The sequence below is a fragment of the Caenispirillum bisanense genome, assembly GCF_900230255.1.
Classification (GTDB): domain Bacteria; phylum Pseudomonadota; class Alphaproteobacteria; order Rhodospirillales; family Rhodospirillaceae; genus Caenispirillum; species Caenispirillum bisanense_A.
In genome coordinates this window covers 488,100-510,926 of the sequence record NZ_OCNJ01000003.1, presented here as the reverse complement: position 1 = coordinate 510,926, position 22,827 = coordinate 488,100, and the positions used below count along the sequence as shown (strand labels likewise).

General features: G+C 68.3%; 25 protein-coding genes and 1 tRNA gene. 3 read left to right on the top strand and 23 right to left on the bottom strand.

Annotated features, from left to right (window positions below; genetic code table 11):
- Window positions 1–58 precede the first annotated feature (58 nt).
- Together CRP50_RS09580 and CRP50_RS09575 are read right to left on the bottom strand one after the other, a co-directional pair.
- Window positions 59–1,429: a lytic murein transglycosylase gene (locus CRP50_RS09580; RefSeq protein WP_097278910.1), complete on the bottom strand. Its 1,371-nt coding sequence runs from the start codon at window positions 1,427–1,429 to the stop codon at window positions 59–61.
- A gap of 68 nt (window positions 1,430–1,497) precedes the next feature.
- Window positions 1,498–2,283: a YdcF family protein gene (locus CRP50_RS09575; RefSeq protein WP_097278909.1), complete on the bottom strand. Its 786-nt coding sequence runs from the start codon at window positions 2,281–2,283 to the stop codon at window positions 1,498–1,500.
- Between the two features lie 98 nt (window positions 2,284–2,381).
- Here CRP50_RS09575 and CRP50_RS09570 point away from each other — a divergent pair.
- A tRNA-Ser gene (locus CRP50_RS09570) sits at window positions 2,382–2,472 on the top strand.
- 157 nt (window positions 2,473–2,629) lie between these two features.
- Here the strand turns inward: CRP50_RS09570 and CRP50_RS25040 are convergent.
- The 6 genes from CRP50_RS25040 to CRP50_RS09545 form a co-directional block, all read right to left on the bottom strand.
- Window positions 2,630–3,730: a hypothetical protein gene (locus CRP50_RS25040; protein ID WP_141415098.1), complete on the bottom strand. Its 1,101-nt coding sequence runs from the start codon at window positions 3,728–3,730 to the stop codon at window positions 2,630–2,632.
- A gap of 217 nt (window positions 3,731–3,947) precedes the next feature.
- Window positions 3,948–4,922, bottom strand: a complete 975-nt coding sequence (locus tag CRP50_RS09565; RefSeq protein ID WP_097278908.1) for a beta-ketoacyl-ACP synthase III — start codon at window positions 4,920–4,922, stop codon at window positions 3,948–3,950.
- A gap of 2 nt (window positions 4,923–4,924) precedes the next feature.
- On the bottom strand, window positions 4,925–5,986 hold the full coding sequence (plsX, locus tag CRP50_RS09560) for a phosphate acyltransferase PlsX (protein ID WP_097278907.1): 1,062 nt from the start codon (window positions 5,984–5,986) through the stop codon (window positions 4,925–4,927).
- 45 nt (window positions 5,987–6,031) lie between these two features.
- Window positions 6,032–6,214, bottom strand: coding sequence for a 50S ribosomal protein L32 (rpmF, locus tag CRP50_RS09555; protein WP_097278905.1), 183 nt, complete (start codon window positions 6,212–6,214; stop codon window positions 6,032–6,034).
- 88 nt (window positions 6,215–6,302) lie between these two features.
- Window positions 6,303–6,866 carry a YceD family protein gene (locus CRP50_RS09550; protein WP_097278904.1) on the bottom strand — a complete coding sequence of 188 codons (564 nt, stop codon included), beginning with the start codon at window positions 6,864–6,866 and terminating at the stop codon, window positions 6,303–6,305.
- Window positions 6,867–6,888: 22 nt separating this feature from the next.
- Window positions 6,889–7,425 carry a ubiquinol-cytochrome C chaperone family protein gene (locus CRP50_RS09545; RefSeq protein ID WP_097278902.1) on the bottom strand — a complete coding sequence of 179 codons (537 nt, stop codon included), beginning with the start codon at window positions 7,423–7,425 and terminating at the stop codon, window positions 6,889–6,891.
- A 156-nt stretch (window positions 7,426–7,581) separates the two neighbouring features.
- Between CRP50_RS09545 and CRP50_RS09540 the strand changes: the two genes are divergently transcribed.
- Window positions 7,582–8,046 (top strand): outer membrane protein assembly factor BamE, encoded by a 465-nt coding sequence (locus CRP50_RS09540; protein WP_097278900.1) that lies wholly within the window; start codon window positions 7,582–7,584, stop codon window positions 8,044–8,046.
- A 101-nt stretch (window positions 8,047–8,147) separates the two neighbouring features.
- On the opposite strand, the gene CRP50_RS09535 is transcribed toward CRP50_RS09540, so the two are convergent.
- The 11 genes from CRP50_RS09535 to rpiB all read right to left on the bottom strand — a co-directional run bounded on the left by CRP50_RS09535 (window position 8,148) and on the right by rpiB (window position 18,216).
- Window positions 8,148–10,235: a sodium-translocating pyrophosphatase gene (locus CRP50_RS09535; protein WP_097278899.1), complete on the bottom strand. Its 2,088-nt coding sequence runs from the start codon at window positions 10,233–10,235 to the stop codon at window positions 8,148–8,150.
- Between the two features lie 317 nt (window positions 10,236–10,552).
- Window positions 10,553–11,026, bottom strand: a complete 474-nt coding sequence (locus CRP50_RS09530) for a flagellar basal body-associated FliL family protein (protein WP_097278897.1) — start codon at window positions 11,024–11,026, stop codon at window positions 10,553–10,555.
- A 36-nt stretch (window positions 11,027–11,062) separates the two neighbouring features.
- On the bottom strand, window positions 11,063–12,049 hold the full coding sequence (gene thiL, locus CRP50_RS09525; RefSeq protein ID WP_097278895.1) for a thiamine-phosphate kinase: 987 nt from the start codon (window positions 12,047–12,049) through the stop codon (window positions 11,063–11,065).
- Complete coding sequence (nusB, locus tag CRP50_RS09520) at window positions 12,033–12,614, bottom strand: transcription antitermination factor NusB (protein ID WP_097278893.1); 582 nt, start codon at window positions 12,612–12,614, stop codon at window positions 12,033–12,035. The genes thiL and nusB overlap by 17 nt, the downstream gene beginning before the upstream one ends.
- Before the next feature lie 11 nt (window positions 12,615–12,625).
- Window positions 12,626–13,081, bottom strand: a complete 456-nt coding sequence (gene ribH / locus CRP50_RS09515) for a 6,7-dimethyl-8-ribityllumazine synthase (protein WP_097278891.1) — start codon at window positions 13,079–13,081, stop codon at window positions 12,626–12,628.
- The gene (ribB, locus tag CRP50_RS09510; RefSeq protein WP_097278889.1) at window positions 13,081–14,202 is read right to left on the bottom strand and encodes a 3,4-dihydroxy-2-butanone-4-phosphate synthase; all 1,122 of its coding nucleotides are present in this window, start codon (window positions 14,200–14,202) and stop codon (window positions 13,081–13,083) included. The genes ribH and ribB overlap by 1 nt, the downstream gene beginning before the upstream one ends.
- Window positions 14,203–14,204: 2 nt before the next feature.
- Entirely contained in the window at window positions 14,205–14,798 is a 594-nt protein-coding gene (locus CRP50_RS09505; RefSeq protein ID WP_097278888.1) for a riboflavin synthase, read from the bottom strand.
- Window positions 14,799–14,801: 3 nt separating this feature from the next.
- Window positions 14,802–15,878 (bottom strand): bifunctional diaminohydroxyphosphoribosylaminopyrimidine deaminase/5-amino-6-(5-phosphoribosylamino)uracil reductase RibD, encoded by a 1,077-nt coding sequence (gene ribD, locus CRP50_RS09500; RefSeq protein ID WP_097278978.1) that lies wholly within the window; start codon window positions 15,876–15,878, stop codon window positions 14,802–14,804.
- 69 nt (window positions 15,879–15,947) lie between these two features.
- Window positions 15,948–16,400 (bottom strand): transcriptional regulator NrdR, encoded by a 453-nt coding sequence (gene nrdR, locus CRP50_RS09495; protein WP_097278886.1) that lies wholly within the window; start codon window positions 16,398–16,400, stop codon window positions 15,948–15,950.
- Between the two features lie 38 nt (window positions 16,401–16,438).
- Complete coding sequence (glyA, locus tag CRP50_RS09490) at window positions 16,439–17,719, bottom strand: serine hydroxymethyltransferase (RefSeq protein ID WP_097278884.1); 1,281 nt, start codon at window positions 17,717–17,719, stop codon at window positions 16,439–16,441.
- A 56-nt stretch (window positions 17,720–17,775) separates the two neighbouring features.
- Complete coding sequence (rpiB, locus tag CRP50_RS09485; RefSeq protein WP_097278882.1) at window positions 17,776–18,216, bottom strand: ribose 5-phosphate isomerase B; 441 nt, start codon at window positions 18,214–18,216, stop codon at window positions 17,776–17,778.
- Between the two features lie 488 nt (window positions 18,217–18,704).
- Between rpiB and CRP50_RS09480 the strand changes: the two genes are divergently transcribed.
- Window positions 18,705–19,151 carry a MucR family transcriptional regulator gene (locus tag CRP50_RS09480; protein ID WP_097278879.1) on the top strand — a complete coding sequence of 149 codons (447 nt, stop codon included), beginning with the start codon at window positions 18,705–18,707 and terminating at the stop codon, window positions 19,149–19,151.
- A gap of 97 nt (window positions 19,152–19,248) precedes the next feature.
- On the opposite strand, the gene CRP50_RS09475 is transcribed toward CRP50_RS09480, so the two are convergent.
- From CRP50_RS09475 to CRP50_RS09460, 4 genes are all read right to left on the bottom strand, one after another.
- Window positions 19,249–19,449: a DUF6898 family protein gene (locus CRP50_RS09475; RefSeq protein WP_097278876.1), complete on the bottom strand. Its 201-nt coding sequence runs from the start codon at window positions 19,447–19,449 to the stop codon at window positions 19,249–19,251.
- 19 nt (window positions 19,450–19,468) lie between these two features.
- Window positions 19,469–20,359: a 3-hydroxyisobutyrate dehydrogenase gene (gene mmsB, locus CRP50_RS09470; RefSeq protein WP_097278874.1), complete on the bottom strand. Its 891-nt coding sequence runs from the start codon at window positions 20,357–20,359 to the stop codon at window positions 19,469–19,471.
- An 82-nt stretch (window positions 20,360–20,441) separates the two neighbouring features.
- A complete protein-coding gene (locus CRP50_RS09465; protein WP_097278872.1) occupies window positions 20,442–21,515 on the bottom strand; it encodes an enoyl-CoA hydratase/isomerase family protein in 1,074 nt (357 codons plus the stop codon).
- 85 nt (window positions 21,516–21,600) lie between these two features.
- Window positions 21,601–22,740, bottom strand: a complete 1,140-nt coding sequence (locus CRP50_RS09460; protein ID WP_097278870.1) for an isobutyryl-CoA dehydrogenase — start codon at window positions 22,738–22,740, stop codon at window positions 21,601–21,603.
- Window positions 22,741–22,827 lie beyond the last annotated feature (87 nt).

Genomic DNA, 22,827 nt, shown 5'->3' with positions numbered 1-22,827 from the left:
CTCCCCGCATCTCGCGAGACCTTAGCGGTTCCGCAAGATGCTCGCAACCGCAACGGCATCATTGGACGGGCATCTGGGCGGCGCGGCGTCCGGCGAAGGCTTCCAGCGCCGCCAGCACCTCGGGCGTCGGGTAGCCGTCGGGCGGCAGGCCGGCGGCGCGCTGGAAGGCCCGCAGCGCCCCACGGGTGCCGGAGCCGACCAGCCCGTCGGGAGCGCCCGCCGGGAAGCCGGCGTCGTTGAGCAGCGTCTGCAGGCGCACCACGTCGGCCCGGCTGAGCGGCCGGTCGTCCGCCGGGCGCGGCGTCGCGAAGGGCGGCAGCCCGGCCAGCCGGTCGGCCAGATGCCCGACCGAGACCGCATAGAGCACCGAGCGGTTCCAGCTCATGATGGCGTCGAAGTTGTCGTAGACCAGGAAGGCCGGGCCGCGCGCGCCGCCGGGCAGGATGAGCGTCGCCGTCATCCCCTCCACCACCGGCAGCGCACCGCCCTCGGCGCGGGCGAGGCCGAGCGCCGCCCACTCCGCCAGCGGCTTCTCCGTTTCGCCGTCCGCGAGGGAGAAGTCGAAGCCCTGCGGCAGGCGCACCTCGCGCCCCCAGGTCTCGTCGCGCCTCCAGCCGATGTCCGACAGGTACTTGGCGGCCGAGGCGAAGGCGTCGGGCAGGCTGCCCCAGATGTCGATGCGGCCGTCGCCGGTGGCGTCCGTCGCGTGCGCGGCGAAGGTGGAGGGCATGAACTGCATGTGCCCCATGGCGCCGGCCCACGAGCCCACCATGCGCTCCGGCGCGATGTGGCCGGCATCGATGATGCGCAGGGCCGTCATCAGCTCGCGGCGGAAGAAGTCGCTGCGGCGGGTGTCCCACGCGAGCGTTGCCAGGGCATCGACCACGGGGAAGCCGCCGAAGGTGGCGCCGTAGTTGGTCTCCATGCCCCAGAAGGCGACCAGGAAGCGGCCGGGCACGCCGTAGCGCGCCTCGACGTCGGCCAGCAGGGCGGCGTGCTTGCGCAGGAGCGCCTGCCCCTCGGTGACGCGGCGGTCGTTGACCAGGCGGCCGACGTAGCCCCAGAAGGTCTGCGTGAACTCGGGCTGGCTGCGGTCCAGTTCCAGCACGCGCGCCTGGATCTGCGCCGCCTCCAGGGCGCCGACGGCGCGGGCGGACAGGCCGGCGGCACGCGCCTCGGCGGCCATGGCGCGCTTCCACTCGGCGAAGGCGGCATTCTCGGCCGGGCCGACGGCGACCGTGGGCTTGGCGGGCGCCGCCGCTTGCGGCTTGGCCGGAGCGGGCGCCGGCGCCGGCGCGGGGGCCGGAGCGGCGGCCTGCGGCGTCGGCTTCTCGGTCGGCAGCGGGGTCGCCGAGCAGGCCGGCAGCGCCCCCGTGGCCAGAAGGGCACCGGCGACGGCGGCGGTACGGAAAGGAGAGCGGCGCTGCATGCGGGACACCCTGGCAATCAGTGGACCTGCGGGTTGTGCCACAGCCGGCGCCCCGGCGGCAACCATCGTCAGGGCGCGGGAAAGAGGGTGTCCGAATGGCCCATCACACGGTAGGCGATCAGGCCCAGCCACTCGTGCACGCCATAGCTGACGCCGGCCAGCCCGTTGAGCAGCCCCGGCAGCCAGCCGCCGCGCGGCAGCGTTGCGTAATCGACCGGATAGGGCACGACCCGCCACCCCGCCGCCCGGAACACCGCGACCGCCCGCGGCATGTGCCACGCCGAGGTGACCAGCAGCCACCCCGCCTGCGGCGCCCCCTCGGGCAGCAGGGCCGCCAGCAGGCGCGGGTGCTCGGCCGTGTTGCGGCTGTCGCTCTCGATCACCAGCCGCTCGGGCGCGACGCCGAAGGCGGTGAACAGCTCGCGCGCCACCTCCCCTTCCCTGCTATGCGGGTCGAGCATCGAGCCGGTACCACCTGTAAACGCTAAAGGTTTTTCCGGATGGTCATGGGCCAGCCGGGCCGCTTCCGTATAGCGCTCGGCGCGCCCCGAGAGGGCAATGCCCGGCCGCGCCGCCGTCATGCCGAGCGAAACCGCCCCGCCCAGCACCACGATCCCCGGCGCCGCCGCCACCTGCTCTGGCGTGGGCGGCGGGAAGCGGTCGTCGAGCGGCCGCAGCAGCCAGCTGCCCAGCGGCAGCACGGCCAGTGCGACGACGACGCCCGTCACCACCCCGAGCGCGACCCGCGTCCGTCGCCCCATTCGACCGAACACGAAGACGCCCACCAGGGCGAGTACGAGAAGGGTATCGGGCTGGAGGATCAGCCAGGCGATCTTGGAGAAGACGAAGCTCATGATCCGGAAGCATCCGGTACCGGCGGCAGGCTTGCAAGCACGCAGGCGGGGCGCTATCGTCCGCGCCCGGCCGCCGCGCACTTGCGCGCCGGCGCGCGGGATGGGTGGCCGAGCGGTTTAAGGCACCGGTCTTGAAAACCGGCGTGGGGTTCCGCCCCACCGTGGGTTCGAATCCCACCCCATCCGCCATTTGCTTGCTCTAGGCTGTCTGTCGATGACGCCGGATAGCGACCGCGCTGACAACGAGTGGGGGTTGAGACGCCGCCAAAGAAACTTACTGCAGTTGAGCGGTTAAAGACTCGGCAACCAATGGGAAATATAGGATTCAAGTCTAGGCGATTGATCCTTAACGAAGCCCGAGTAGATGGGGTCCATTCGGCGTCGCATCGATCTGATAGGATTCAGGATCATAAGGCGGTAATTCTACCGGCAGATTCGTGAGTGGAATTCGCGCCCATGGATTTATGATCCAACGAGCGTAACTATCTTGCAAATGTTTTACGTCGAATTTTGTGAATACGAGAACGCCACTCACCTTGCGGTTTGCAGTTGGGCTCAATACTCCGTTGATATACGCACCATCTACGAGATTGCCGTCTTCGTCAAAATTAGTGTCGCGGTAACCGAGGATTTCCTCAGAGAATCTCGCACCCACGTCGGAAAGTGATGAGCCGAAATGGCGCATGACATTCACGGCGACCAATAGTGGTTTGTCTACGGGTCCGTACTTCCTTGCTTTCTTGGCAAGTTTGGCCTTAATTCCCGGTTCACCGAAGAATGGCTGACAGAGCACCTGAAGCGGTATCCCGGCAGGAACCTCATCTTCTGGCCATGCTACGACAATCAGATGGCACTCTTCGCCAAGAATGATGTAGAGGCTAGTTTTCTCGGCAGGCGACGATGGGGGATCTGGTTCCTTCCACTCAGGTTCGCGTTCTCCCAGACGCGGCAATCTATATCTGGGGTACCGCTCAGCATGATTCGTAAGGTAGCGCCGGCGCCGCCGCACCGCCTCAACACTCAGGCAAGCGAGCCAATCTTGTACGCGGCGAATAATTGCACGTGTAGCAACCGGTTGTTCTGGCGTTCCATATATGCCGAACTCCAAGTATATGCCTTCGCGGCGCAATCTGTAGAGCTTCTCTAGAAGTGGGCGCTTCCTTGCTTCGCTCTTCTCAAAATGATCAGACGTCCCTGTGACGACTGTCGCTTCCAAAAAGAAGCTTTTTCCGTCAGGAGTATCGACGAGAAAATCTGGCGTTTCAGAAGAACCTGAAATCTTCGGATGAGGCGTAAGTTGGCATCCAGCACGCCGGAACATCTCGTGCAGCAGCAGTTCGAACTCTGCACCCTGCCTGTCCTTTTCAGACTGTGACTGCAGTCGCTTCTTCAAACTGCCATCTTCATCCGGAAACAAGTGGTAATAGTCATAAATTCTGATCGACATGAGGCGCCTTTTATCCTCTGCTCAGGCGGTAGCAGGTTATCCGCACGCTCAGCGGCCGACAGCCAGCAGAATACCGCAATCCATGTTCTGAGCAATTGGACGTGGCCCTTAGTTCTCCGTCTGGAGTGATCCTGCTCGCCGGGACCACAAAAGACAAAGGCCGGAGCTGTCGCTCCGGCCAGTTCGGCTGTCGACAAGCTTCGACAGGCCCCCCCCCTCACATCCGAACGAGCGCCGAGCCCCACGTAAAGCCGCCACCCATGGCTTCCAGCAGGACGAGCTGGCCGGGCTGGATGCGGCCGTCCTTCACCGCCTCGTTCAGCGCCAGCGGGATGGAGGCGGCCGAGGTGTTGGCGTGGCGCTCCACCGTCACCACCACGCGCTCCGCCGACACGTTCAGCTTCTTCGCCGTGCCGTCGATGATGCGCTTGTTGGCCTGGTGCGGCACCAGCCAGTCGATGTCCGACGCCGTCAGGCCGTTGGCCTCGATGGCTTCCTTCACCACCTGGGCGAGGTTCACCACGGCGTGGCGGAACACCTCGCGCCCCGTCATGCGCAGGTGGCCGACGGTCTGGGTCGACGACGGGCCGCCGTCGACGTAGAGCAGGTCGTGCTGCGTGCCGTCGGAATGCAGGTGGGTGGAGAGGATGCCGCGGTCGCGGTTGGTGCCGGCGGCCTCCTCGGCGCGCAGCACCACGGCGCCGGCGCCGTCGCCGAACAGCACGCAGGTGGTGCGGTCGTTCCAGTCGAGGATGCGGCTGAAGGTCTCGGCGCCGATCACCAGCGCCGTCTTCACCTGCCCCGCCTTGATGAAGTTGTCGGCGACCGCCAGCGCGTAGACGAAGCCCGAGCACACGGCCTGCACGTCGAACGCCGGCCCGCCGACGCACCCCAGGCGCGCCTGCACCTTGGCGGCGGTGGCCGGAAAGGTGTTGTCGGGGGTGGCGGTCGCCAGCACGATCAGCCCGACCTCGGAAGCGTCGATGCCGGCGTGCGCCAGGGCATCGCGGGCGGCGTGGGTCGCAAGGTCCGCCGTCGTCTCGCCGTCGGCCGCGATGTGGCGGCTGCGGATGCCCGTGCGCTCGACGATCCAGTCGTCGGTGGTCTCGACCTTCTCGGCGAGCTCCGCATTGGTGACGACCCGCTGCGGCAGATACGCGCCGCAGCCGACGATGACGGACCGAGTGACCATTCTTATCCCGAAGCGGCTGAGGAGGACGAAGCGACGGGCGGAGGGGTCTCCAGCTCGCCGGCGAGATGGGCGCATTCCTCGCGGATGCGGTCGTTCAGGCGGTTGTGGATCAGGTCGATCGCCACGCCGATGGCGTTGGCGAAGCCGACCGCGTCCGTGCCGCCGTGGCTCTTGACGCAGATGCCGTTCAGGCCGATCAGCATCGCCCCGTTGTACCGCCGCGGGTCGGTGCGCTGCCGCACCTTGGCGAGCGCCCCCTTGGCGAGCAGGTAGCCGATCTTGGCGAGCAGCGAGCTGCCGAAGGCGTCCTTGAGGAACTTGGTATAGAGCTTGGCGGTGCCTTCCGCCGTCTTCAGGGCGACGTTGCCGGTGAAGCCGTCGGTGACGATGACGTCCACCGTGCCGGCGCCGATGTCGTCGCCCTCCACGAAGCCGTGGAACTTCATGTTGAGCGGGTGCTCGCGCAGGATGCTGTGGGCCTCGCGCAGCGCATCGGTCCCCTTCAGGTCTTCCGACCCGATGTTGAGGAGCCCGATGGTCGGCTGCACGTGCCCGAGCAGGCAGCGCGAGAACACTTCGCCCATGATGGCGAACTCGACCAGGTTGTTCGCCTTGACCTCGGTATTGGCACCGAGATCGAGCATGATGCTCTCGCCGCGCACCGTCGGGATCATGGTGGCGATCGCCGGCCGGTCGATGCCGGGCAGGGTGCGCAGGCTGAGCTTCGCCATGGCCATCAGGGCGCCGGTGTTGCCGGCCGAGACGACACCGGCCGCCTCGCCCTCCTTCACCGCCTTGATGGCGAGTGCCATGCTCGAGTTGCGGCCGGTCCGGACCGCCTGCGACGGCTTGTCGTCGCCGGAGATCACCTGGTCGGTGTGGCGCACGCTGACGAAGTCCTTCAGCTCCTGCGGCACGAGCGGCGTTATCAGCCGCTCGTCGCCGAACAGGAGGTAATGGACGTCGGGATAGCGCTTCCGCGCCAGCTGAATTCCCTCGATAACCATATGAGGGGCGTGATCGCCCCCCATGGCATCCAGAGACAGGGTGAGCCGCTCGCTCACTGGCCTCGCACCTTCCGTGGCTTCCACAACTCTCGCCGGGACGCCTTACGCCTCGGCCGTCGCAACGACTTCACGGCCATCGTACTGGCCGCAGGAGGTGCAGACGTGGTGCGGCAGCTTCAGCTCGCCGCAGTTCGGGCACTCGTGCGCGTTGACGGCGCCGAGGTGGTGGTGGGCGCGGCGCATGTCGCGACGGGACTTGGAGGTCTTCTTCTTGGGAACGGCCATTTTCTGCTAACTCCAGCTAAGGGGCCACGGGAAAGCCAGCTTATTTAGCGGAAAAGAGTCCGCGCGGCAAGCCGTGGACGGTTTTGTTTCAGCGCAGCTTTTCCTTCAGCGCCGCGAGCGCCGTGAACGGGGTGTTCGGCAGGGTGTCCGGCCCGTCCAGTTCGACGCCCTTCGGCGCCTCCACCACCGCCCCCGGCTTGCGCGGGAACGGGTCGAGGGCCAGCGACAAGTGCTCGGCGACCGCCTCGCCCACGTCGACCATGCCGTCGGCGTCGAACGGCTCGGGCGGGTCGGCGGCGTCGACGTCCAGGTGGATTTCCTGTCCGGGACGGTAGTCGTCGGCCTCGGGGCCGTAGAGCATCTCGAAGCCGTCTTCCACATGGGCGGCGAACGGTTCGAGCGTCACGACACAGGTCTGCGTCACGTCGGCCGCGAACCGTGCGGTCAGCCGCACCATGGGACCGCCGGCGACGGTTTTCAAATGAAATTCGCCGGCCAGCGCCGCGATGGCAGGCAGGCCGAAGCGCGCGGCGAGGGCGGCGCGCTCCTCCGGCGTCGCCTCGAAGCGGCCGACGAAGCCGTCGGGCGGAATGCGGTCGGGTGAGTGGGGCCGGGAAAATTCCGGCGGCGGCACGGGGGCGTCGGTGGTCATGGGTCGGCTCTTCCGGGTCTTCTCAGCGGCGCGGCGGGAACGGGCCCGTCGCGGCGGTCATGGCATCGAGCGGCATGTCGACCATGGCGGCCGCCTGGGTTTCCATATAGTGCGCCAGGGCGTCGATCGCTTCCGTCGACGGCTCGCTCTGTCTGTAAACGTTTTCGACCAGGGCGCGGCGCAACACCTCGCGGCCCTGCTGCAGCCCCAACTCGTAGGCGCCGCCGCGGCCGTAGAAGGCGCGCGCCATGCCCTTCACGTGCTTGCCGACCGACAGGTCGCCGACGCCCATCTCGCGCAAGGACCGGTCCATGTCGAGGAACATGACGTCGAAGATGTCCTGCGCCAGCGCCTCGCCCTCCGCGCCGGTCTCGCCCATGCGACGGAACAGCAGGTGGGCGTGGATGACGATCATGTCGAAGCGGCCGTCCACCGTGTCTGGCACCGCGGCGACGTCGTAGAACCACGGGTCGCGCGCCCGTTCCACGAGGCGCACGTAAACCTCCTCGGCGAGGCGACGGCGGCGGCGCCGGGTGGCGGAAAAGCGGTCGAAGATCATGGAGTGCGCATCCGAATCGGCGGGCGGTGGTCGGCGGATGTTCCGTCCGACGGCGATTGTGTGATAAATGCTGCGGGTCGACGGACGACGCAAGGGCCGCCGCCGGTTCTCTAGCAGGGATCGCCGGCCCTGGACAAGAACTTGGGTGAACGCCGCATGACATACCTCCCCCGCCCCGCCCGCACGGCCGGCCGCCTTACGCTGGCTCTGGCGGCGCTGACCGTTCTCGCCGCCTGCTCGGCCGACATCGCACCGCGCGGCAACGAACCGGCGCCGGAACTGCTGGCGCAGGTGAAGCCGGGCGAGCTGACCCGCGGCGACGTGCGCGCCCTGCTCGGCTCGCCGTCGACCACCTCGGCCTTCGGCGACGAGACCTGGTACTACATCAGCTCGCAGACGACGCAATGGGCCTTCAACGCGACGGAGGAACTGCAGCGCCAGGTGGTCGCCATCTCCTTCGACGACCGCGGCATCGTCAAGGACGTGCGCACCATGGACGAGACGGCGGGCCGCGACGTGGAGATCGTCGACCGCACCACGCCGACTCCCGGCCGCGAGGAAACCATCATCCAGCAGCTGCTCGGCAACCTCGGCCGCTTCAACAAAGACGCGGCGAAGTAGGCGCACACCGGCGCACCGACAGGACGAAGGCCCCGGGGCGACGCGCCCCGGGGCCTTTTTCACGACTCGCGCAAAGTGCTCTGCCCTGCCCTGCCCTGCCCTCACCCGGCGATGAGGGCGAGCAGCAGGATGGCGACGATGTTGGTGATCTTGATCATGGGGTTCACCGCCGGACCGGCGGTGTCCTTGTACGGGTCGCCGACGGTGTCGCCGGTCACCGCCGCCTTGTGGGCGTCGGATCCCTTGCCGCCGTAGTGGCCGTCCTCGATGTACTTCTTGGCGTTGTCCCAGGCGCCGCCGCCGGACGTCATGGAGATGGCGACGAACAGGCCGGTGACGATGGTGCCGAGCAGCATGGCGCCGAGCGCGGTGAAGGCCTGCGCCTGGCCGACGAGCCCCCAGACCAGCAGATAGAGCACCAGCGGCGACAGCACCGGCAGCAGCGACGGCACCACCATCTCCTTGATGGCGGCCTTGGTCAGCATGTCGACGCAGCGGCCGTATTCCGGCTTGCCCGTGCCGTCCATGATGCCGGGGATCTCGCGGAACTGGCGGCGCACTTCCACCACCACGGCACCGGCGGCGCGGCCCACCGCCTGCATGCCGAGCGCCCCGAACAGGTAGGGCATCATGCCGCCGATGAACAGGCCGATGACCACGAAGGGGTCGGACAGGGCGAAGCGCACCTCGAGGTCCGGGAAGTAGTGTCCCAGGTCCTCCACATAGGCGGCGAACAGCACCAGCGCCGCGAGGCCGGCCGAGCCGATGGCATAGCCCTTGGTGACCGCCTTGGTGGTGTTGCCGACGGCGTCCAGGGCGTCGGTGATCTTGCGCACGTCGGCCGGCAGGTCGGCCATTTCGGCGATGCCACCGGCGTTGTCGGTGACCGGGCCGTAGGCGTCGAGCGCCACCACCATGCCGGCCAGCGCCAGCATGGTCGTCGCCGCCACGCCGATGCCGTAGAGCCCGGCAAGGCCGTAGGACAGCAGGATGCCGACGACGATGACGATCACCGGCGCCGCCGTCGCCTCCATGGAGACGGCGAGGCCCTGGATCACGTTGGTGCCGTGTCCCGTCTGGGACGCCGCCGCGACGCTGCGCACGGGGCGGTAGGCGGTGCTGGTGTAGTATTCCGTGATCCACACGATGAGCGCCGTCACGCCGAGCCCGACCACGGCGCAGCCGATGAGGTCGAGGTCGGTGATGACGCGCCCCTGGCCGTCGGTGATTCCGCCCGAGAATCCGAACAGGAAGCCGGTCGCCAGCACGATGAGGATCAGCGAGAACAGGGCAGTCGCGATGAAGCCCTTGTAGAGGGCCTTCATGATGTTGGTGTCGCCGGTCCCCAGCTTCACGAAGTAGGTGCCGATGACCGACGCGATGATGCACACGCCGCCGATGAGCAGCGGGTAGACCATGGTCGCCATCTGGGCCTCGCCCGTGAAGAAGATGGACCCGAGCAGCATGGTCGCCACGACGGTGACGGCGTAGGTCTCGAACAGGTCGGCGGCCATGCCGGCGCAGTCGCCGACGTTGTCGCCCACGTTGTCGGCGATGACGGCGGGGTTGCGCGGGTCGTCCTCGGGGATGCCCGCTTCGACCTTGCCGACCAGGTCGGCGCCGACGTCGGCGCCCTTGGTGAAGATGCCGCCGCCGAGGCGCGCGAAGATGGAGATGAGCGAGGCGCCGAACGACAGCGCCACCAGCGCCTCGATCACCGCCCGGCTGTCGAGGTCGAACAGCAGCAGGATGCCGAAGTAGACGGCGACGCCGAGCAGGCCGAGGCCGACCACCAGCATGCCCGTCACGGCACCCGACTTGAAGGCGACCTGCAGGGCCTCGTCCAGCCCGTGGGAGCGCGCCGCCTCGGTGGTGCGGACGTTGGCGCGCACCGAGATCAGCATGCCGACGAAGCCGGCGAGTCCCGACAGGATGGCGCCGAGGAAGTAGCCGACGGCGACATGGAAGCCCAGCCGCAGGCCGAGCAGGATGCCGATGATGACGCCGACGATGGCGATGGTGCGGTACTGGCGGTTGAGGTACGCCTGCGCGCCCTCCTGCACCGCCTTGGCGATCTCCACCATCCGCTCGGTGCCGGTGGGCAGGGCGAGAATGGCGCGACTCGAATAGGCGCCGTAGGCGACGGCGAGTATCCCGCAAAGAATGACGAAAATAATGGTTCCGGCCATTGGGGAGCCTCCCCCTTTTCCGCATGGGGCGAAAAGGAACGGCCCGCTCCGGCCCGCGGCGCGGCGGCTCGCTCAATGGGCGAACCACCCGAGAGCCGCGCGGGACGGGAAAAGCCTGCCAGAGGCCGCAAGCGCTTGCAATGGCGGATAAATTCCACCCTGCCCCGACTCGGGGAATTATTTGCGTAAGGAATGTTGCCGCTTCGCGTCGAACGGATGGGCGACTTCCGATTTACTTGCCGACGTTCTTCCGCCGATCCGGCCAGGGCAAGGCAGCAGCCCTGCCCCGTCGCCGAAAGCGCAAGCGGGCCAAAGCCTTACACCGGCTTGTCGAACAGGGCGATGAACAGCACCTCGTCCACCACTCCGGGACCGACCACCCGTTCGGCCACCGTTCTCAGCCGTGCCTTCGTCTCCCGCAGGTCGATGTCGGAATTGTCGCGCATCCAAAGGGGGTACCATTGGTGCAGATAGCGGATGAAGGCGTCGTGCAGGACGGGCATGCGGGCGTAGACCTCGCCCGCCTTGCCGGGCTGCACCTCGAGGCGCAGGTCGAAGTAGAGCTGCCGGTGCAGGCGCCCGTTTTCCAGGATGATCGGCACCACGAAGGGCGCGATGTTGACGTAGTCGGGACGCGGCGGCGGAGGCGGCGGCGGCGCCTCGGCCACCTTCTCCTCCATGCGGATGCCGAGCCCGAGGAAGTCCGGCACGATGCCGAAGGCGACCAGCCCCACCAGCGAGGCGCCGCCCAACAGCACCAGCGCGAACACGACGATCAGCAGCCGCTTCATGTTGTTCCCCCTGCCCCCGGCGCCCGCCCGCCGTCCCTAGAAATGGCGCCAGGCCGGCGACTCGGTGAAGGCTTCCGGAGCACCGCCGGCGCTCCGCACCTTCACGCCGTCGCCGGCGACCATGACACCGATCGCCGTCACCGTCACGCCGCAGGCGGCCGCGGCGGCCTGCGCCTCACCCACCCGCTCGGCGGGCACGGTGAAGGCCAGCTCGTAATCGTCGCCGCCGCACAGCACCGCCGTCCGCAGCAGCGCCGCGTCCTCGGCCACCGCCGCGGCGGCAGCCGGCGACAGCGGCACGGCGTCGACGTCGATGACGGCGCCGAGGCCGGAATGGCGGCAGATGTGTCCGACGTCGCCGATCAGCCCGTCCGACACGTCGAGGCAGGCCCGGGCGATGCCGGCCAGTTCCGGTCCCAGCGTCACCCGCGGCTGCGGCAGGCGGTAGCGGTCGATGAGGAACTCCCGATGGGCGTCCGACAGGCCGGGGCAGCGCCCGCGCTGCACCAGCAGGCCGAGCGCGCCGTCGCCGATGGTGCCTGACACCAGGAGCACGTCACCCTCGCGGGCGGCGTCACGGCGCAACTCGTGCCCCACGGCCACCTGTCCGAGGGCGGTGACGGTGATGGTCGCCGGCCCCGGCGTCGCCACCGTGTCGCCGCCGATGAGCGGCACCCCGAAGCCCCGCACGTCCTCGGCCAGGCCGCGGGCAAAGATCTCCGCCCAAGCCTCGCCGGCTTCCTTCGGGAAACAGGCGGCCACCAATACGGCCACCGGGCGGGCGCCCATGGCGGCGACGTCCGACAGGTTGACGCGCAAGGCCTTGCGCGCCACCAGGTCGGGCGGATCGTCGGGGAGGAAATGCACGCCCGCCACCAGGGCGTCGGTGGTCACCACCAGCCGATGGCCGGGGTCCACCTCCACCAGGGCGGCGTCGTCGTGCAGGGAAAGCGCTCCGGGGTAGCCGGCGGCCAGCGGTTCGAAGAGATCGGCGATGAGGCCGAACTCACCCCGGCCGGCCATGACCACCGCCGTCGCGGCCGCGCTCCATCTCGTCGGGCCGCACCACGCGGGCGAGACGATCGAGCACGGCGTTGACCAGCCGCGTCTCCGGGCCGGCGTAGAAGGCGTGCGCCACGTCGACGTATTCGTTGATGGCGACGCGCGGCGGCACGTCCGTGCGTTCCTGGATCTCGAAGCAGCCGCAGCGCAGGATCTCGCGCACGGTGTTCTCCATGCGGTCCCACTGCCAGCCCGACGACAGGGACTGGCTGAGCACGCCGTCGAGATCCTCGCAGCGGGCCAGCACCCCGCGCACCAGCGAGACGAACAGCTCGTGGTCGAAGTCGATGAGGCTGGTGACCCGTTCCTCTTCGGTGTCGGGGTCCACCTCCACCGCTTCGCCGCCCATGCGCCCTTCCAGGAAGTCGCGGATGACGTCGTCGGGGTTTTGTTCGCCCACATGGATCATGTAGAGGGCCTGCACCGCCGCCAGACGCGCGGCCGAGCGGCGGCGGGCGCCGCCACCGGGCAGGCGCGCCTTGCGGGGCTTCGGGGTTTCGGTCTTGTTCGAAGGAATCTCGGACATCCGTTCCGGGCTCACAGGCCCATCTCGCGTTTCACCTGGATCATGCGAAGCGCCGCGCGCGCCGCCTGACCCCCGAAGTTGCGTCCGTCGACGCGCGCCCGCTCCCACGCATGCTCGCGCGTGCGGCAGGTGAGGATGCCGTTGCCGAGGGCGAGGGAGTACTGCAGCACCAGATCGCTCACACCGCGCATGGACTCGTTGCAGACGTGCTCGTAGTGGTCGGTCTCGCCCTTGATGGAGCAGCCGAGCACCACGTAGCCCGCGAAGCGGAAGTCGGTGGCGCGCAGCTCCATGGCGCGGACGGCGAAGCGGATCACCGCCGGGATCTCGAGGATGCCCGGCACGATGATGCGCTTGTACCCCGCCCCCTGGGCGGTCAGTTCCTGCACCGCACCCTTCACCAACTGGTCGGCGATGTCTTCGTAGAAGCGCGATTCGACGATGAGGATGCGCGGTCCGGTAGCCATTACTCAGTTTCCTCGTGCGCGGGGATCGGACGCTGTTCCACCACCCGCAGGCCGTAGCCGTCAAGCCCGATGATGTGTTTCGGCGTATTGGACAACAGGATCATGTCCTTCACGCCCAAATCCAACAGAATTTGTGCGCCGACGCCGTAATCGACCAGTCGGGCCGGATCGGCCTTGCCGGCGAGGCGCTCGCGCACCCGGTCGGACAGGCTGGTCGGCAGCGGCTCGCGCACCAGCACGACGACGCCGCGGCCGTGCTCGTCCACCTGGCGCATGGCGGTGTGCAACTGGCGGCCCTTGCCGGCATGCACGTCGCCCAGCACGTCGTCGAGCACGTTGAGGGCGTGCATGCGCACCATCACCGGCTCGTGGCCCGTGATGTCGCCCTTCACCAGGGCGATGTGCTCGGCATAGGCCACCGTGTTGACGTAGACGATCATGCGCCAGTCGCCGCCCCAGACGCTCTGGAACGGCATCTCGGCCTCGCGGCGCACCAGCTTTTCCTTGCGGCGGCGATAGGCGATGAGGTCGGCGATGGTGGCGATCTTCAGGCCGTGCAGCTGGGCGAACTGCACCAGGTCCGGCATGCGGGCCATGGAGCCGTCGTCGTTCATGATCTCGCAGATCACGCCCGAAGCGTTGAGGCCGGCCAGCCGCGCCACGTCCACCGCCGCTTCCGTATGGCCGGCGCGCACCAGCACGCCGCCGTCGCGGGCACGCAGCGGGAAGATGTGCCCGGGCATGGCGATGTCGTCCTTGCCGCGGGTCGGGTCGATGGCGACGGCGACCGTGCGGGCGCGGTCGCTGGCGGAAATGCCGGTGGTGACCCCTTCCTTCGCCTCGATGGAGACGGTGAAGGCCGTGGCGAGGCGCGACTGGTTGTGGCTCTGCATCATGGGCAGGCCGAGCTGGTCGCAGCGGTCGCTGGTCAGCGTCAGGCAGATGAGGCCGCGGCCGTACTTGGCCATGAAGTTGATGGCGTCGGGGGTCGCCATCTGGGCGGGGATCACCAGGTCGCCCTCGTTCTCCCGGTCCTCGTCGTCGACCAGGATGAACATGCGGCCGTTGCGGGCGTCTTCGATGATCTCCTCGATGGAGGAGAGGTACTCGCTGTAGGGCACGGTCAGTCCTTTTCGAGAAGACGCGCGACGTAGCGCGCCAGCATGTCGATTTCCATGTTAACCCGGTCGCCCACCCGGTACGACCCGAACGTGGTCATCTCCTGGGTGTGCGGGATGATGTTGACGCCGAAGCGGGCGCCCTCGACCTCGTTCACCGTCAGCGACACGCCGTCGAGCGCCACCGAGCCCTTGGGCGCCACGAACCGGCGCAGGCCTTCCGGCACCTCGAAGACGTAGCGCTTGCTCTCGTTCTCGTCGCGGATCTCCACCACACTCGCCACGCCGTCGACGTGGCCCGAGACGATGTGACCGCCGAGTTCGTCGCCCACCTTCATGGCGCGTTCGAAGTTCACCGGGCGGCCCTCGCTCCAGCCGCCGAGGGTGGTCTTGGACAGGGTCTCGTCGCTCGCCTGCACCGTGAACCAGCCGTCGCCCTTCTCGATGACGGTCAGGCACACGCCATTGCAGGCGATGGAGGCGCCGATGTCCACCGTGCTCATGTCGTAGCGGGTGGCGAACTCGAACCGCGTGTCGCCGCCGGGCTGGCGGGCGACCGAACGGACGCGGCCGAGGTCGGTGATGATGCCGGTGAACATGGATCAGCGTCTCCCGAAGACTTCCAGAACGTCGTCCCCGACGCGGGTGAGCGAGACGGGGGCAAAATCGGGGGCGTCGGCCAGATGGTCAAGGGCCATCTCGGCGACCGCCGGTCGGCCGTCGCCGCCGATGACGCGGCCGGCGCGGAACCAGGCGAGGCGGTCGACCAGGCCGGCGCGCAGCAGGCTCGCCGCCACTTGCCCGCCGCCTTCGACCAGCACCCGCGTCACGCCGCGCGCCGCGACGGCATGGAGGGCGGCCTCGACGGACGTGCGGCCGGTGTCGTCGCAGGCGACCTCGATCACCTCGACGCCGGCGGCACGGTAGGCGGCGAGGCGCGCCTCGGCATGGCCCTCGCGCGTCACCAGCCACAGCGGCACTTCGCGCGCCGTGCGCACGAGCGCAGAGGCCAGCGGCAGGCGCAGGGACCCGTCGAGCACCACCCGCACCGGCGAACGGTCGGCGAGGCCCGGCAGGCGACAGGTGAGGCTGGGGTCGTCGGCGAGGGCGGTGCCGGAGCCGACCAGGATGGCGTCGTGGTCGGCGCGCAGCAGGTGGCCGCGCTGGCGGGCCGGATCGCCGGTGATCCACTTGCTCTCGCCGTTCGCCAGCGCGATGCGGCCGTCCAGCGTCGTGGCGCATTTGAGCGTCACCAGCGGCCGCCCCTGCCCGACCCGCAGGAAGAAGCCGGCGTTCAGCGCCTCCGCCTCGGCCCGCAGCACGCCTTCGATGACCTCGACGCCGCCTTCCCGCAGGCGGGCGAGGCCGCGCCCCGACACGCGCGGGTCGGGATCGACGGCGGCCGCCACCACGCGCGCCACGCCGGCCTTCACGATGGCGTCGGCGCAGGGCGGGGTCTTGCCGTAATGGCTGCAGGGTTCGAGGGAGACATAGGCCGTGGCACCGCGCGCCGCCTCACCGGCCATGGCGAGCGCCAGCGGCTCGGCATGCGGACGGCCGCCGGGCTGGGTGAAGCCGCGGCCGACCACCCTGCCCTCGCGCACGATGACGCAGCCGACGGTGGGATTGGGCCAGACGCGCCCGAGCCCGCGCCGCGCGAGGGCCAGGGCGGCCCGCATGTGGCGCAGCATCTCCTCCGGCGGCGGTGCCGGATCGGCCGGAGCGGCGGCGGAACCGGCGGTCACGGCTCACTCGCCTCCGAGCTTTTCCACGAAGTCTTCGAAATCCTTCGCTTCGCGGAAGTTCTTGTAGACCGACGCAAAGCGCACGTAAGCGACCTGATCGAGGCCCTGCAGAGCCTCCATCACCAGCTCGCCGATCATGCTCGACGGGATTTCCGTCTCGCCGGAGCTTTCCAGGCGGCGCTGGATGCCGTTGACGATGCGCTCGATGCGCTCCTCGTCCACCGCCCGCTTGCGGCAGGCGGTGCGGATGGAGCGGGCCAGTTTCTCCCGCTCGAAGGGGATGCGCTGGCCGTTGCGCTTCACCACCGTCAGCTCGCGCAGTTGCACGCGCTCGAAGGTGGTGAAGCGGCTTTCACAGGACGGGCAGTAGCGCCGCCGGCGGATGGCGGAGTTGTCCTCCGTCGGCCGGGAGTCCTTCACCTGGGTGTCGTCGTGTCCGCAGAACGGGCAACGCATGTGGCAAATCCCCCTCTAACCCCGGCGGCGCCGATGCCTCAGGCCCCCTGGTAGATGGGGAAGCGACCGCACAGCTCCTCGACGCGCTGGCGCACCGACGCTTCGACGGCCGAGTTGTCGTCCGGATTGGCGGCGAGACCGTCCAGCACCTCGACGATCAGCTCGCCGATGTAGCGGAACTCGTCCGGGCCGAAGCCGCGGGTGGTGCCGGCAGGGGTGCCGAGGCGCACGCCCGAGGTCACCATGGGCTTTTCCGGGTCGAACGGGATGCCGTTCTTGTTGCAGGTGATGCCGGCGTGCTCGAGGCTCTGGTCGGCGACGTTGCCGGTCAGCTTCTTCGGCCGCAGGTCGACCAGCATGAGGTGGGTGTCGGTGCCGCCGGAGACGATCTCCAGGCCGCCGCGCACCAGCGTGTCGGCCAGCGTGCGGGCGTTCTCCACCACGCGGGCGGCATACTGCTTGAACTCGGGGCGCAGCGCCTCGCCGAAGGCCACGGCCTTGGCGGCGATGACGTGCATGAGCGGACCGCCCTGCAGGCCCGGGAACACGGCCGAGTTGATCTTCTTGCCGATGTCCGGGTTGTTGGACAGGATCATGCCGCCGCGCGGGCCGCGCAGGGTCTTGTGGGTGGTGGTGGTCACCACGTCGGCGAAGGGCAGCGGGCTCGGGTGCGCGCCGCCGGCGACGAGGCCGGCGAAGTGGGCCATGTCGACCATGAACAGCGCGCCCACCTTGTCGGCGATCTCGCGGAAGCGCTTGAAGTCGATGACGCGCGGATAGGCGGAGCCGCCGGCGATGATGAGCTTCGGCTGGTGTTCGACGGCCAGACGCTCGACCTCGTCGAAGTCGATGAGGGCGTCCTGGCGGCGCACGCCGTACTGCACGGCGTTGAACCACTTGCCCGACTGCGCCGGGGCGGCGCCGTGGGTCAGGTGGCCGCCGGCGGCGAGGCTCATGCCCATGATGGTGTCGCCGGGCTTCACCAGCGCCATCATGACGGCGCCGTTGGCCTGGGCGCCGGAGTGCGGCTGCACGTTGACGTATTCGCACTCGAACAGCTTCTTGGCGCGTTCGATGGCGAGGCTCTCGGCGATGTCGACGTACTCGCAGCCGCCGTAGTAGCGCTTGCCGGGGTAACCCTCGGCATACTTGTTGGTCAGCACCGAGCCCTGCGCCTCGAGCACCGCCTTCGAGACGATGTTCTCCGACGCGATCAGCTCGATCTGGTTCTGCTGGCGGCCCAGCTCCAGGTCCAGAGCCTTCTTGATGTCGGGATCGGCCTCGGCCAGGGAGGCGCCGAAGAAGCTGTTGGCGGACATCGCTGCGATCAATCCTTGCTGCCGGAAAAAGTATAGAGCTGTCGCTGCCGCCGGATTTAACCCGGCCGGCTCATCTTTTCAACGCGCCGTGCGTGGCGACCACCCTCGAACGCAGTATCGAGGAAGACGGCCAGACAGTCGCGGGCCACTTCCGGACCCGTGGTGCGGCCGCCCAGCACCAGCACGTTGGCGTCGTTGTGCTGCCGGGCCATACGCGCGGTGAAGGCGTCGTGGACCAGCGCGGCGCGGATTTCCGGGTGGCGGTTGGCGGCGATGGAGATGCCGATGCCGGTGCCGCAGATCAACACGCCGCGCGCGGCCTTGCCCGACTTCACGGTCTCCGCCATGGCGTCGGCGAAATCCGGATAGTCGACGGAATCCGTGGAGTTGGTCCCGAGATCGAGGACGGAGAGGCCGCGGGCCTCCAGATCCTGCTTCAGAAGGGTCTTCAGCTCCAGGCCGCCGTGGTCGGAGGCGATGGCGATGGTGTCGGACATGGCACGCCGCTGCTGCTTCGGGGGAAAGGGTTGCCGGACTGTTACCATATGTCGGCGCGCCATGCCAGCACGGCCACGACATCCGGCCCCACCCCTGCCCGACCCGGCCGCCGGTGCCGGGCGCGCTCGCGATCAGATCGGCACTAAAGTACAGGTAAACAGACCTTCCGCCGGTACTCATGACCCGCGGATATTTCCATCGGCATGTTCCGCGACCAACCGGACCCTCCATCGCGCCAGTCAGGCCCCTCTTGCAGCGATCGGGCCAAAGACCTTTTACTGCACCCGACCGCTCGATCAAGTATTGAATTATTGGATAAACATCCGTATCCAATTGACAACGTGGTAAAAACCAACAAACATGGCGACATAGAGTAGCCACTTTGCGACGGTATCGCCGTAGTCGGGCGCCCCGAAATTCGGCGGCGGAGGGATGGCGGAAACCGTCGAGAACTGATTGTGCGGATAGAAAACGAACTGGTGACGAGATGACTGAAAGCCGGATTGAGGAAGCCAACCGCGACGACATGCTGCGCATGGCTGTCGACGTTGTCGCCGCCTACGTCAGCAAGAACAGCATGCCGGGGGCGCAGATTCCGGAGCTCATCCAGACCGTCTACGCGGCCCTCGCCGGGCTTTCGCGTCCGGAGGCCCCGTCCGCGGAGGCGCCGCGTCCGGCCGTCAATCCGAAGAAGTCGGTGACGCCCGAATACATCATCTGTCTGGAAGACGGCAAGAAGCTGAAGATGCTGAAGCGGCATCTGCGGACCAACTACAACATGACGCCGGACGAGTACCGCGCGAAGTGGGGCCTGCCGCCCGACTACCCCATGGTGGCGCCCAACTACGCCCAGCAGCGCTCGGCCTTCGCCAAGAAGATCGGTCTCGGCCGCAAGCCTTCGGAAGAGGGTGGCCGCCGCCGCGCCGCCAAGTAAGGCGCGCGCCCCAGGGCCAAAAAGAAACGGCCGCAGGTCCCTGGACCTGCGGCCGTTTTCCGTTTCCGATGCCGCCGAGACGGTGAGGGCGTCGCGCTCAGCGCCCGCCCTGCCCCTTCGCCTCCAGCGCCCGGTTCAGCTTGCGCAGCGCATTCTGCTGCAACGTGAAGCGGGAATAGGTCGCCGGCGCGACGATGGAGACCTCGGTATTGGTCGCGACGTCGATGGCGGAGCAGCGTGCCACGTTGCCCTGGTAGGTGATCTCGAACAGGACATCGCCGGGTTGCCGCGCCGCCATGACTGCCTCGGATGGGGTCTCAGATCTCGCCGTCGATCATCTTGATGATGGCGGAAAAGTCCAGTCCGCCGTTCCCCTTGCTCGACATCATCTGATAGAGGCTCTCGGCCGCCGAACCGAGCGGGGTCGAGGCACCGGCGCGCGAGGCGGCTTCCTGCGCCAGCTTCAGGTCCTTCAGCATCATGTCGGCGGCGAAGCCCGGCTTGTAGTCGCGGTTGGCCGGCGAGGTCGGCACCGGGCCGGGCACCGGGCAGTACGACGTCAGCGACCAGCACTGGCCCGAGGCCTTCGACGAGATGTCGAACAGCTTCTGCGCGTCGAGCCCCAGGCGCTTGGCGAGCGTGAAGGCTTCGGCGACGGACAGCATCTGGATGCCGAGCATCATGTTGTTGCAGATCTTGGCCGCCTGGCCGTTGCCGGGGCCGCCGGCGTGGATGATCGCCTTGCCCATCTTCTCGAGGATGGGGCGGGCCTTCTCCACCGCTTCGTCGGAGCCGCCGACCATGAAGGTGAGCGTGCCGGCCTCGGCACCGCCGACACCGCCGGAGACCGGCGCGTCGACCATGGGGAAACCGTGCTTCTCGGCGGCGGCGATGACGGCGCGGGCGGTGTCGACGTCGATGGTCGAGCAGTCGATCATCAGCGCGCCGGGGCGGGCCGTCGCGAAGACGCCGTCGGTGCCTTCGTAGACGTGCGCCACGTGCTTGCCGGCGGGCAGCATGGTGATGATGACGTCGACGTCGCGGGCGGCGTCGGTCACCGTCTCGGCGGCGGTGCAGCCGCCGGCCACCGTCTTGTCGACGGCTTCCTTGCTGAGGTCGAAGGCCTTCACGGTGTGGCCGGCCTTGGCCAGGTTGACGGCCATGGGGCCGCCCATGTTGCCGACACCGATGAACCCGATGCTCGCCATGACGTCACTCCTCCTGATCGTGTTCTTGTGGGGTAAGATGCCGGCCGCCGGGTTCGGCGGCCGGCCGGTCGTCGTCGGACGGTCACTCGACCGTCAGGTCGCCCTGTTCGAGCGGGGCGAAGAAGGCGTCCACCGCCTCCTGCGCCACGGCGTCGAGGTCCGCCGGGCTCCACTTGGGGGCGTTGTCCTTGTCCACCAGCAGGGCGCGGACGCCCTCGAAGAAGTCGGGGCCCTTCATGAAGCGCTGCGACAGGCGGTATTCGATCTGCATGGCGCGGTCGAAATCGACCTGGGCGCCGACCTGGATCTGGCGGAAGGCCACCTTGGTGGCGGTCGGGCTCTTGGCGAGGATGGTGTCGCGCGTCTGCTGCGCCCACTCGCTGCCGTCGGCGTCCAGGCGGGCCAGGATGTCCTCGACGGAGTCGCCGGCGAAGCAGTGGTCGATCTGCTCCTGCACCTTGGCGAGCGGCGCCGACCCGGGCTCCTCGCCGTACATGTCGAGCACGACCGTCACGGCCTGCTGCATCTCGTCGGGGGTCTTGGCCTCGGTCTCCGCCTCGCCGAGGGCCTGCAGCAGGTCCTTCAGGCGGTTGGCGGGGACGTAGTGGGTGGCGACGCCGGCATGGACGCAGTCTGCGGCGCGCAGGCGGGCGCCCGTCAGGCCGAGGTACATGCCGAGCTTGCCCGGCAGGCGCGGCAGGAAGTAGGTGCCGCCGACGTCGGGGAACATGCCGATGCCGGTCTCCGGCATGGCGAACAGGGTGCGTTCGGTGGCGATGCGGTGCGAGCCGTGCACCGACACGCCGACGCCGCCACCCATCACCACGCCGTCGAGCAGCGCGACATAGGGCTTCGGATAGGTCTTGATGAGGCGGTTGAGGCGGTATTCCTCGGCGTAGAAGCGCGCCAGGTAGGCCTCGTCCTTGGCCTGGCCGGCACGGTGCAGCGCCACCACGTCGCCGCCGGCGCAGAACGCCTTCTCGCCGGTGCCCTGGATGACGACGGCGTGCACGGCATCGTCCGTCGCCCAGCGGCGCAGCTGCGGGTCCATGGCCTCGACCTGCGCCAGCGTCAGCGCGTTCATGGCCTTCGGGCGGTTGAGCGTGATGGTCGCGATGCCGTTTTCGACCGCGAACAGGATCTCGTCCTCGGACATCCGGTCCCTCTTTCCTTCGACGGCCGCCGCGCCGGGTCTGATGCCGGCGGCGGCGGCTGGTGGAGCGTTGCGATCCTGCGCCGGATCAGCCGGAAATCATCTTGCGCGAGATGATGAGGCGCATGATCTCGTTCGTCCCCTCGAGGATCTGGTGCACCCGGAGGTCGCGCAGGTAGCGCTCGATGGGATATTCCCGGATGTACCCGTAACCGCCGTGCAGCTGCAAGGCTTCGTTGGTGACCTTGAAGCCGACGTCGGTCGCCAGGCGCTTGGCCATGGCGCACATCTGCGTCGCGTCGGGGCTTTTGCGGTCGAGCGTCCAGGCGGCCTTGTGCAGCAGCAGGCGGGCCGCTTCCAGCTCGGTCGCCATGTCGGCGAGCTTGAACTGCAGACCCTGGAACTCGGCCAGCGCCTTGCCGAACTGCTTGCGCACCGTCACGTGCTCCAGCGCCGCCTCCAGCGAGGCACGCGCGCCACCGAGCGAGCACGCACCGATGTTCAGGCGGCCGCCGTCCAGGCCCATCATGGCGATCTTGAAGCCCATGCCTTCGTCGGACAGGCGGTTCGCCACCGGCACGCGGCAGTTCTCGAAGATCACGGCGCTGGTCGGCTGGCTGTGCCAGCCGAGCTTCTCTTCCTGCTTGCCGAAAGACAGGCCGGGCGTGCCCTTCTCCACCACCAGCGTCGAGATGCCCTTGGGCCCCGGCTCGCCGGTGCGCACCATGACGACGTAGACGTCGGAGCGCCCGCCGCCGGAAATGAAGGCCTTCTCGCCGTTCAGCACGTAGTGGTCGCCGTCGCGCTCCGCCCGGCACTTGAGCGAGGCGGCGTCCGAGCCCGCCCCCGGCTCGGTCAGGCAGTAGCTGGCGAAGTGCTCCATGGAGCAGAGCTTGGGCAGGAATTTGTGGCGCTGCTCGTCGTTGCCGAAGCGGTCGATCATCCACGACGCCATGTTGTGGATGGAGATGTAGGCGGCGGTCGACGGGCAGGCGGCGGCCAGTTCCTCGAAGATCACCGCGGCATCCAGGCGCGTCAGGCCCGAGCCGCCGACGTCATCGCGCACGTAGATGCCGGCGAAGCCCAGCTCGGCCGCCTTGCGCAGGGCCTCTTCCGGGAAGATGTGCTCGGCGTCCCACGTCGCGGCGTGGGGCAGCATCTCGTTCTGGGCGAAGGACCGCGCCGCGTCCTGGAAGGCGACCTGATCCTCGGTGAGCAGGAAATCCATGGTGCTCCTCCCGAAGCTATCGTTCTTGCATACAATTTTGGTCGAAGATCATACACACGCGGCGCCGGCTGTAAAGGACAAGGTTTC

Excerpts from the sequence above, each read along its gene's own strand:
- CRP50_RS09580 (WP_097278910.1), bottom strand. The coding sequence starts at position 1,429 with ATGCAGCGCCGCTCTCCTTTCCGTACCGCCGCCGTCGCCGGTGCCCTT.
- CRP50_RS09575 (WP_097278909.1), bottom strand. The coding sequence starts at position 2,283 with ATGAGCTTCGTCTTCTCCAAGATCGCCTGGCTGATCCTCCAGCCCGAT.
- CRP50_RS25040 (WP_141415098.1), bottom strand. The coding sequence starts at position 3,730 with ATGTCGATCAGAATTTATGACTATTACCACTTGTTTCCGGATGAAGAT.
- CRP50_RS09565 (WP_097278908.1), bottom strand. The coding sequence starts at position 4,922 with ATGGTCACTCGGTCCGTCATCGTCGGCTGCGGCGCGTATCTGCCGCAG.
- rpmF (WP_097278905.1), bottom strand. The coding sequence starts at position 6,214 with ATGGCCGTTCCCAAGAAGAAGACCTCCAAGTCCCGTCGCGACATGCGC.
- CRP50_RS09550 (WP_097278904.1), bottom strand. The coding sequence starts at position 6,866 with ATGACCACCGACGCCCCCGTGCCGCCGCCGGAATTTTCCCGGCCCCAC.
- CRP50_RS09545 (WP_097278902.1), bottom strand. The coding sequence starts at position 7,425 with ATGATCTTCGACCGCTTTTCCGCCACCCGGCGCCGCCGCCGTCGCCTC.
- CRP50_RS09540 (WP_097278900.1), top strand. The coding sequence starts at position 7,582 with ATGACATACCTCCCCCGCCCCGCCCGCACGGCCGGCCGCCTTACGCTG.
- CRP50_RS09535 (WP_097278899.1), bottom strand. The coding sequence starts at position 10,235 with ATGGCCGGAACCATTATTTTCGTCATTCTTTGCGGGATACTCGCCGTC.
- CRP50_RS09530 (WP_097278897.1), bottom strand. The coding sequence starts at position 11,026 with ATGAAGCGGCTGCTGATCGTCGTGTTCGCGCTGGTGCTGTTGGGCGGC.
- thiL (WP_097278895.1), bottom strand. The coding sequence starts at position 12,049 with ATGGCCGGCCGGGGTGAGTTCGGCCTCATCGCCGATCTCTTCGAACCG.
- nusB (WP_097278893.1), bottom strand. The coding sequence starts at position 12,614 with ATGTCCGAGATTCCTTCGAACAAGACCGAAACCCCGAAGCCCCGCAAG.
- ribH (WP_097278891.1), bottom strand. The coding sequence starts at position 13,081 with ATGGCTACCGGACCGCGCATCCTCATCGTCGAATCGCGCTTCTACGAA.
- CRP50_RS09505 (WP_097278888.1), bottom strand. The coding sequence starts at position 14,798 with ATGTTCACCGGCATCATCACCGACCTCGGCCGCGTCCGTTCGGTCGCC.
- ribD (WP_097278978.1), bottom strand. The coding sequence starts at position 15,878 with ATGCGGGCCGCCCTGGCCCTCGCGCGGCGCGGGCTCGGGCGCGTCTGG.
- nrdR (WP_097278886.1), bottom strand. The coding sequence starts at position 16,400 with ATGCGTTGCCCGTTCTGCGGACACGACGACACCCAGGTGAAGGACTCC.
- glyA (WP_097278884.1), bottom strand. The coding sequence starts at position 17,719 with ATGTCCGCCAACAGCTTCTTCGGCGCCTCCCTGGCCGAGGCCGATCCC.
- rpiB (WP_097278882.1), bottom strand. The coding sequence starts at position 18,216 with ATGTCCGACACCATCGCCATCGCCTCCGACCACGGCGGCCTGGAGCTG.
- CRP50_RS09480 (WP_097278879.1), top strand. The coding sequence starts at position 18,705 with ATGACTGAAAGCCGGATTGAGGAAGCCAACCGCGACGACATGCTGCGC.
- CRP50_RS09475 (WP_097278876.1), bottom strand. The coding sequence starts at position 19,449 with ATGGCGGCGCGGCAACCCGGCGATGTCCTGTTCGAGATCACCTACCAG.
- mmsB (WP_097278874.1), bottom strand. The coding sequence starts at position 20,359 with ATGGCGAGCATCGGGTTCATCGGTGTCGGCAACATGGGCGGCCCCATG.
- CRP50_RS09465 (WP_097278872.1), bottom strand. The coding sequence starts at position 21,515 with ATGTCCGAGGACGAGATCCTGTTCGCGGTCGAAAACGGCATCGCGACC.
- CRP50_RS09460 (WP_097278870.1), bottom strand. The coding sequence starts at position 22,740 with ATGGATTTCCTGCTCACCGAGGATCAGGTCGCCTTCCAGGACGCGGCG.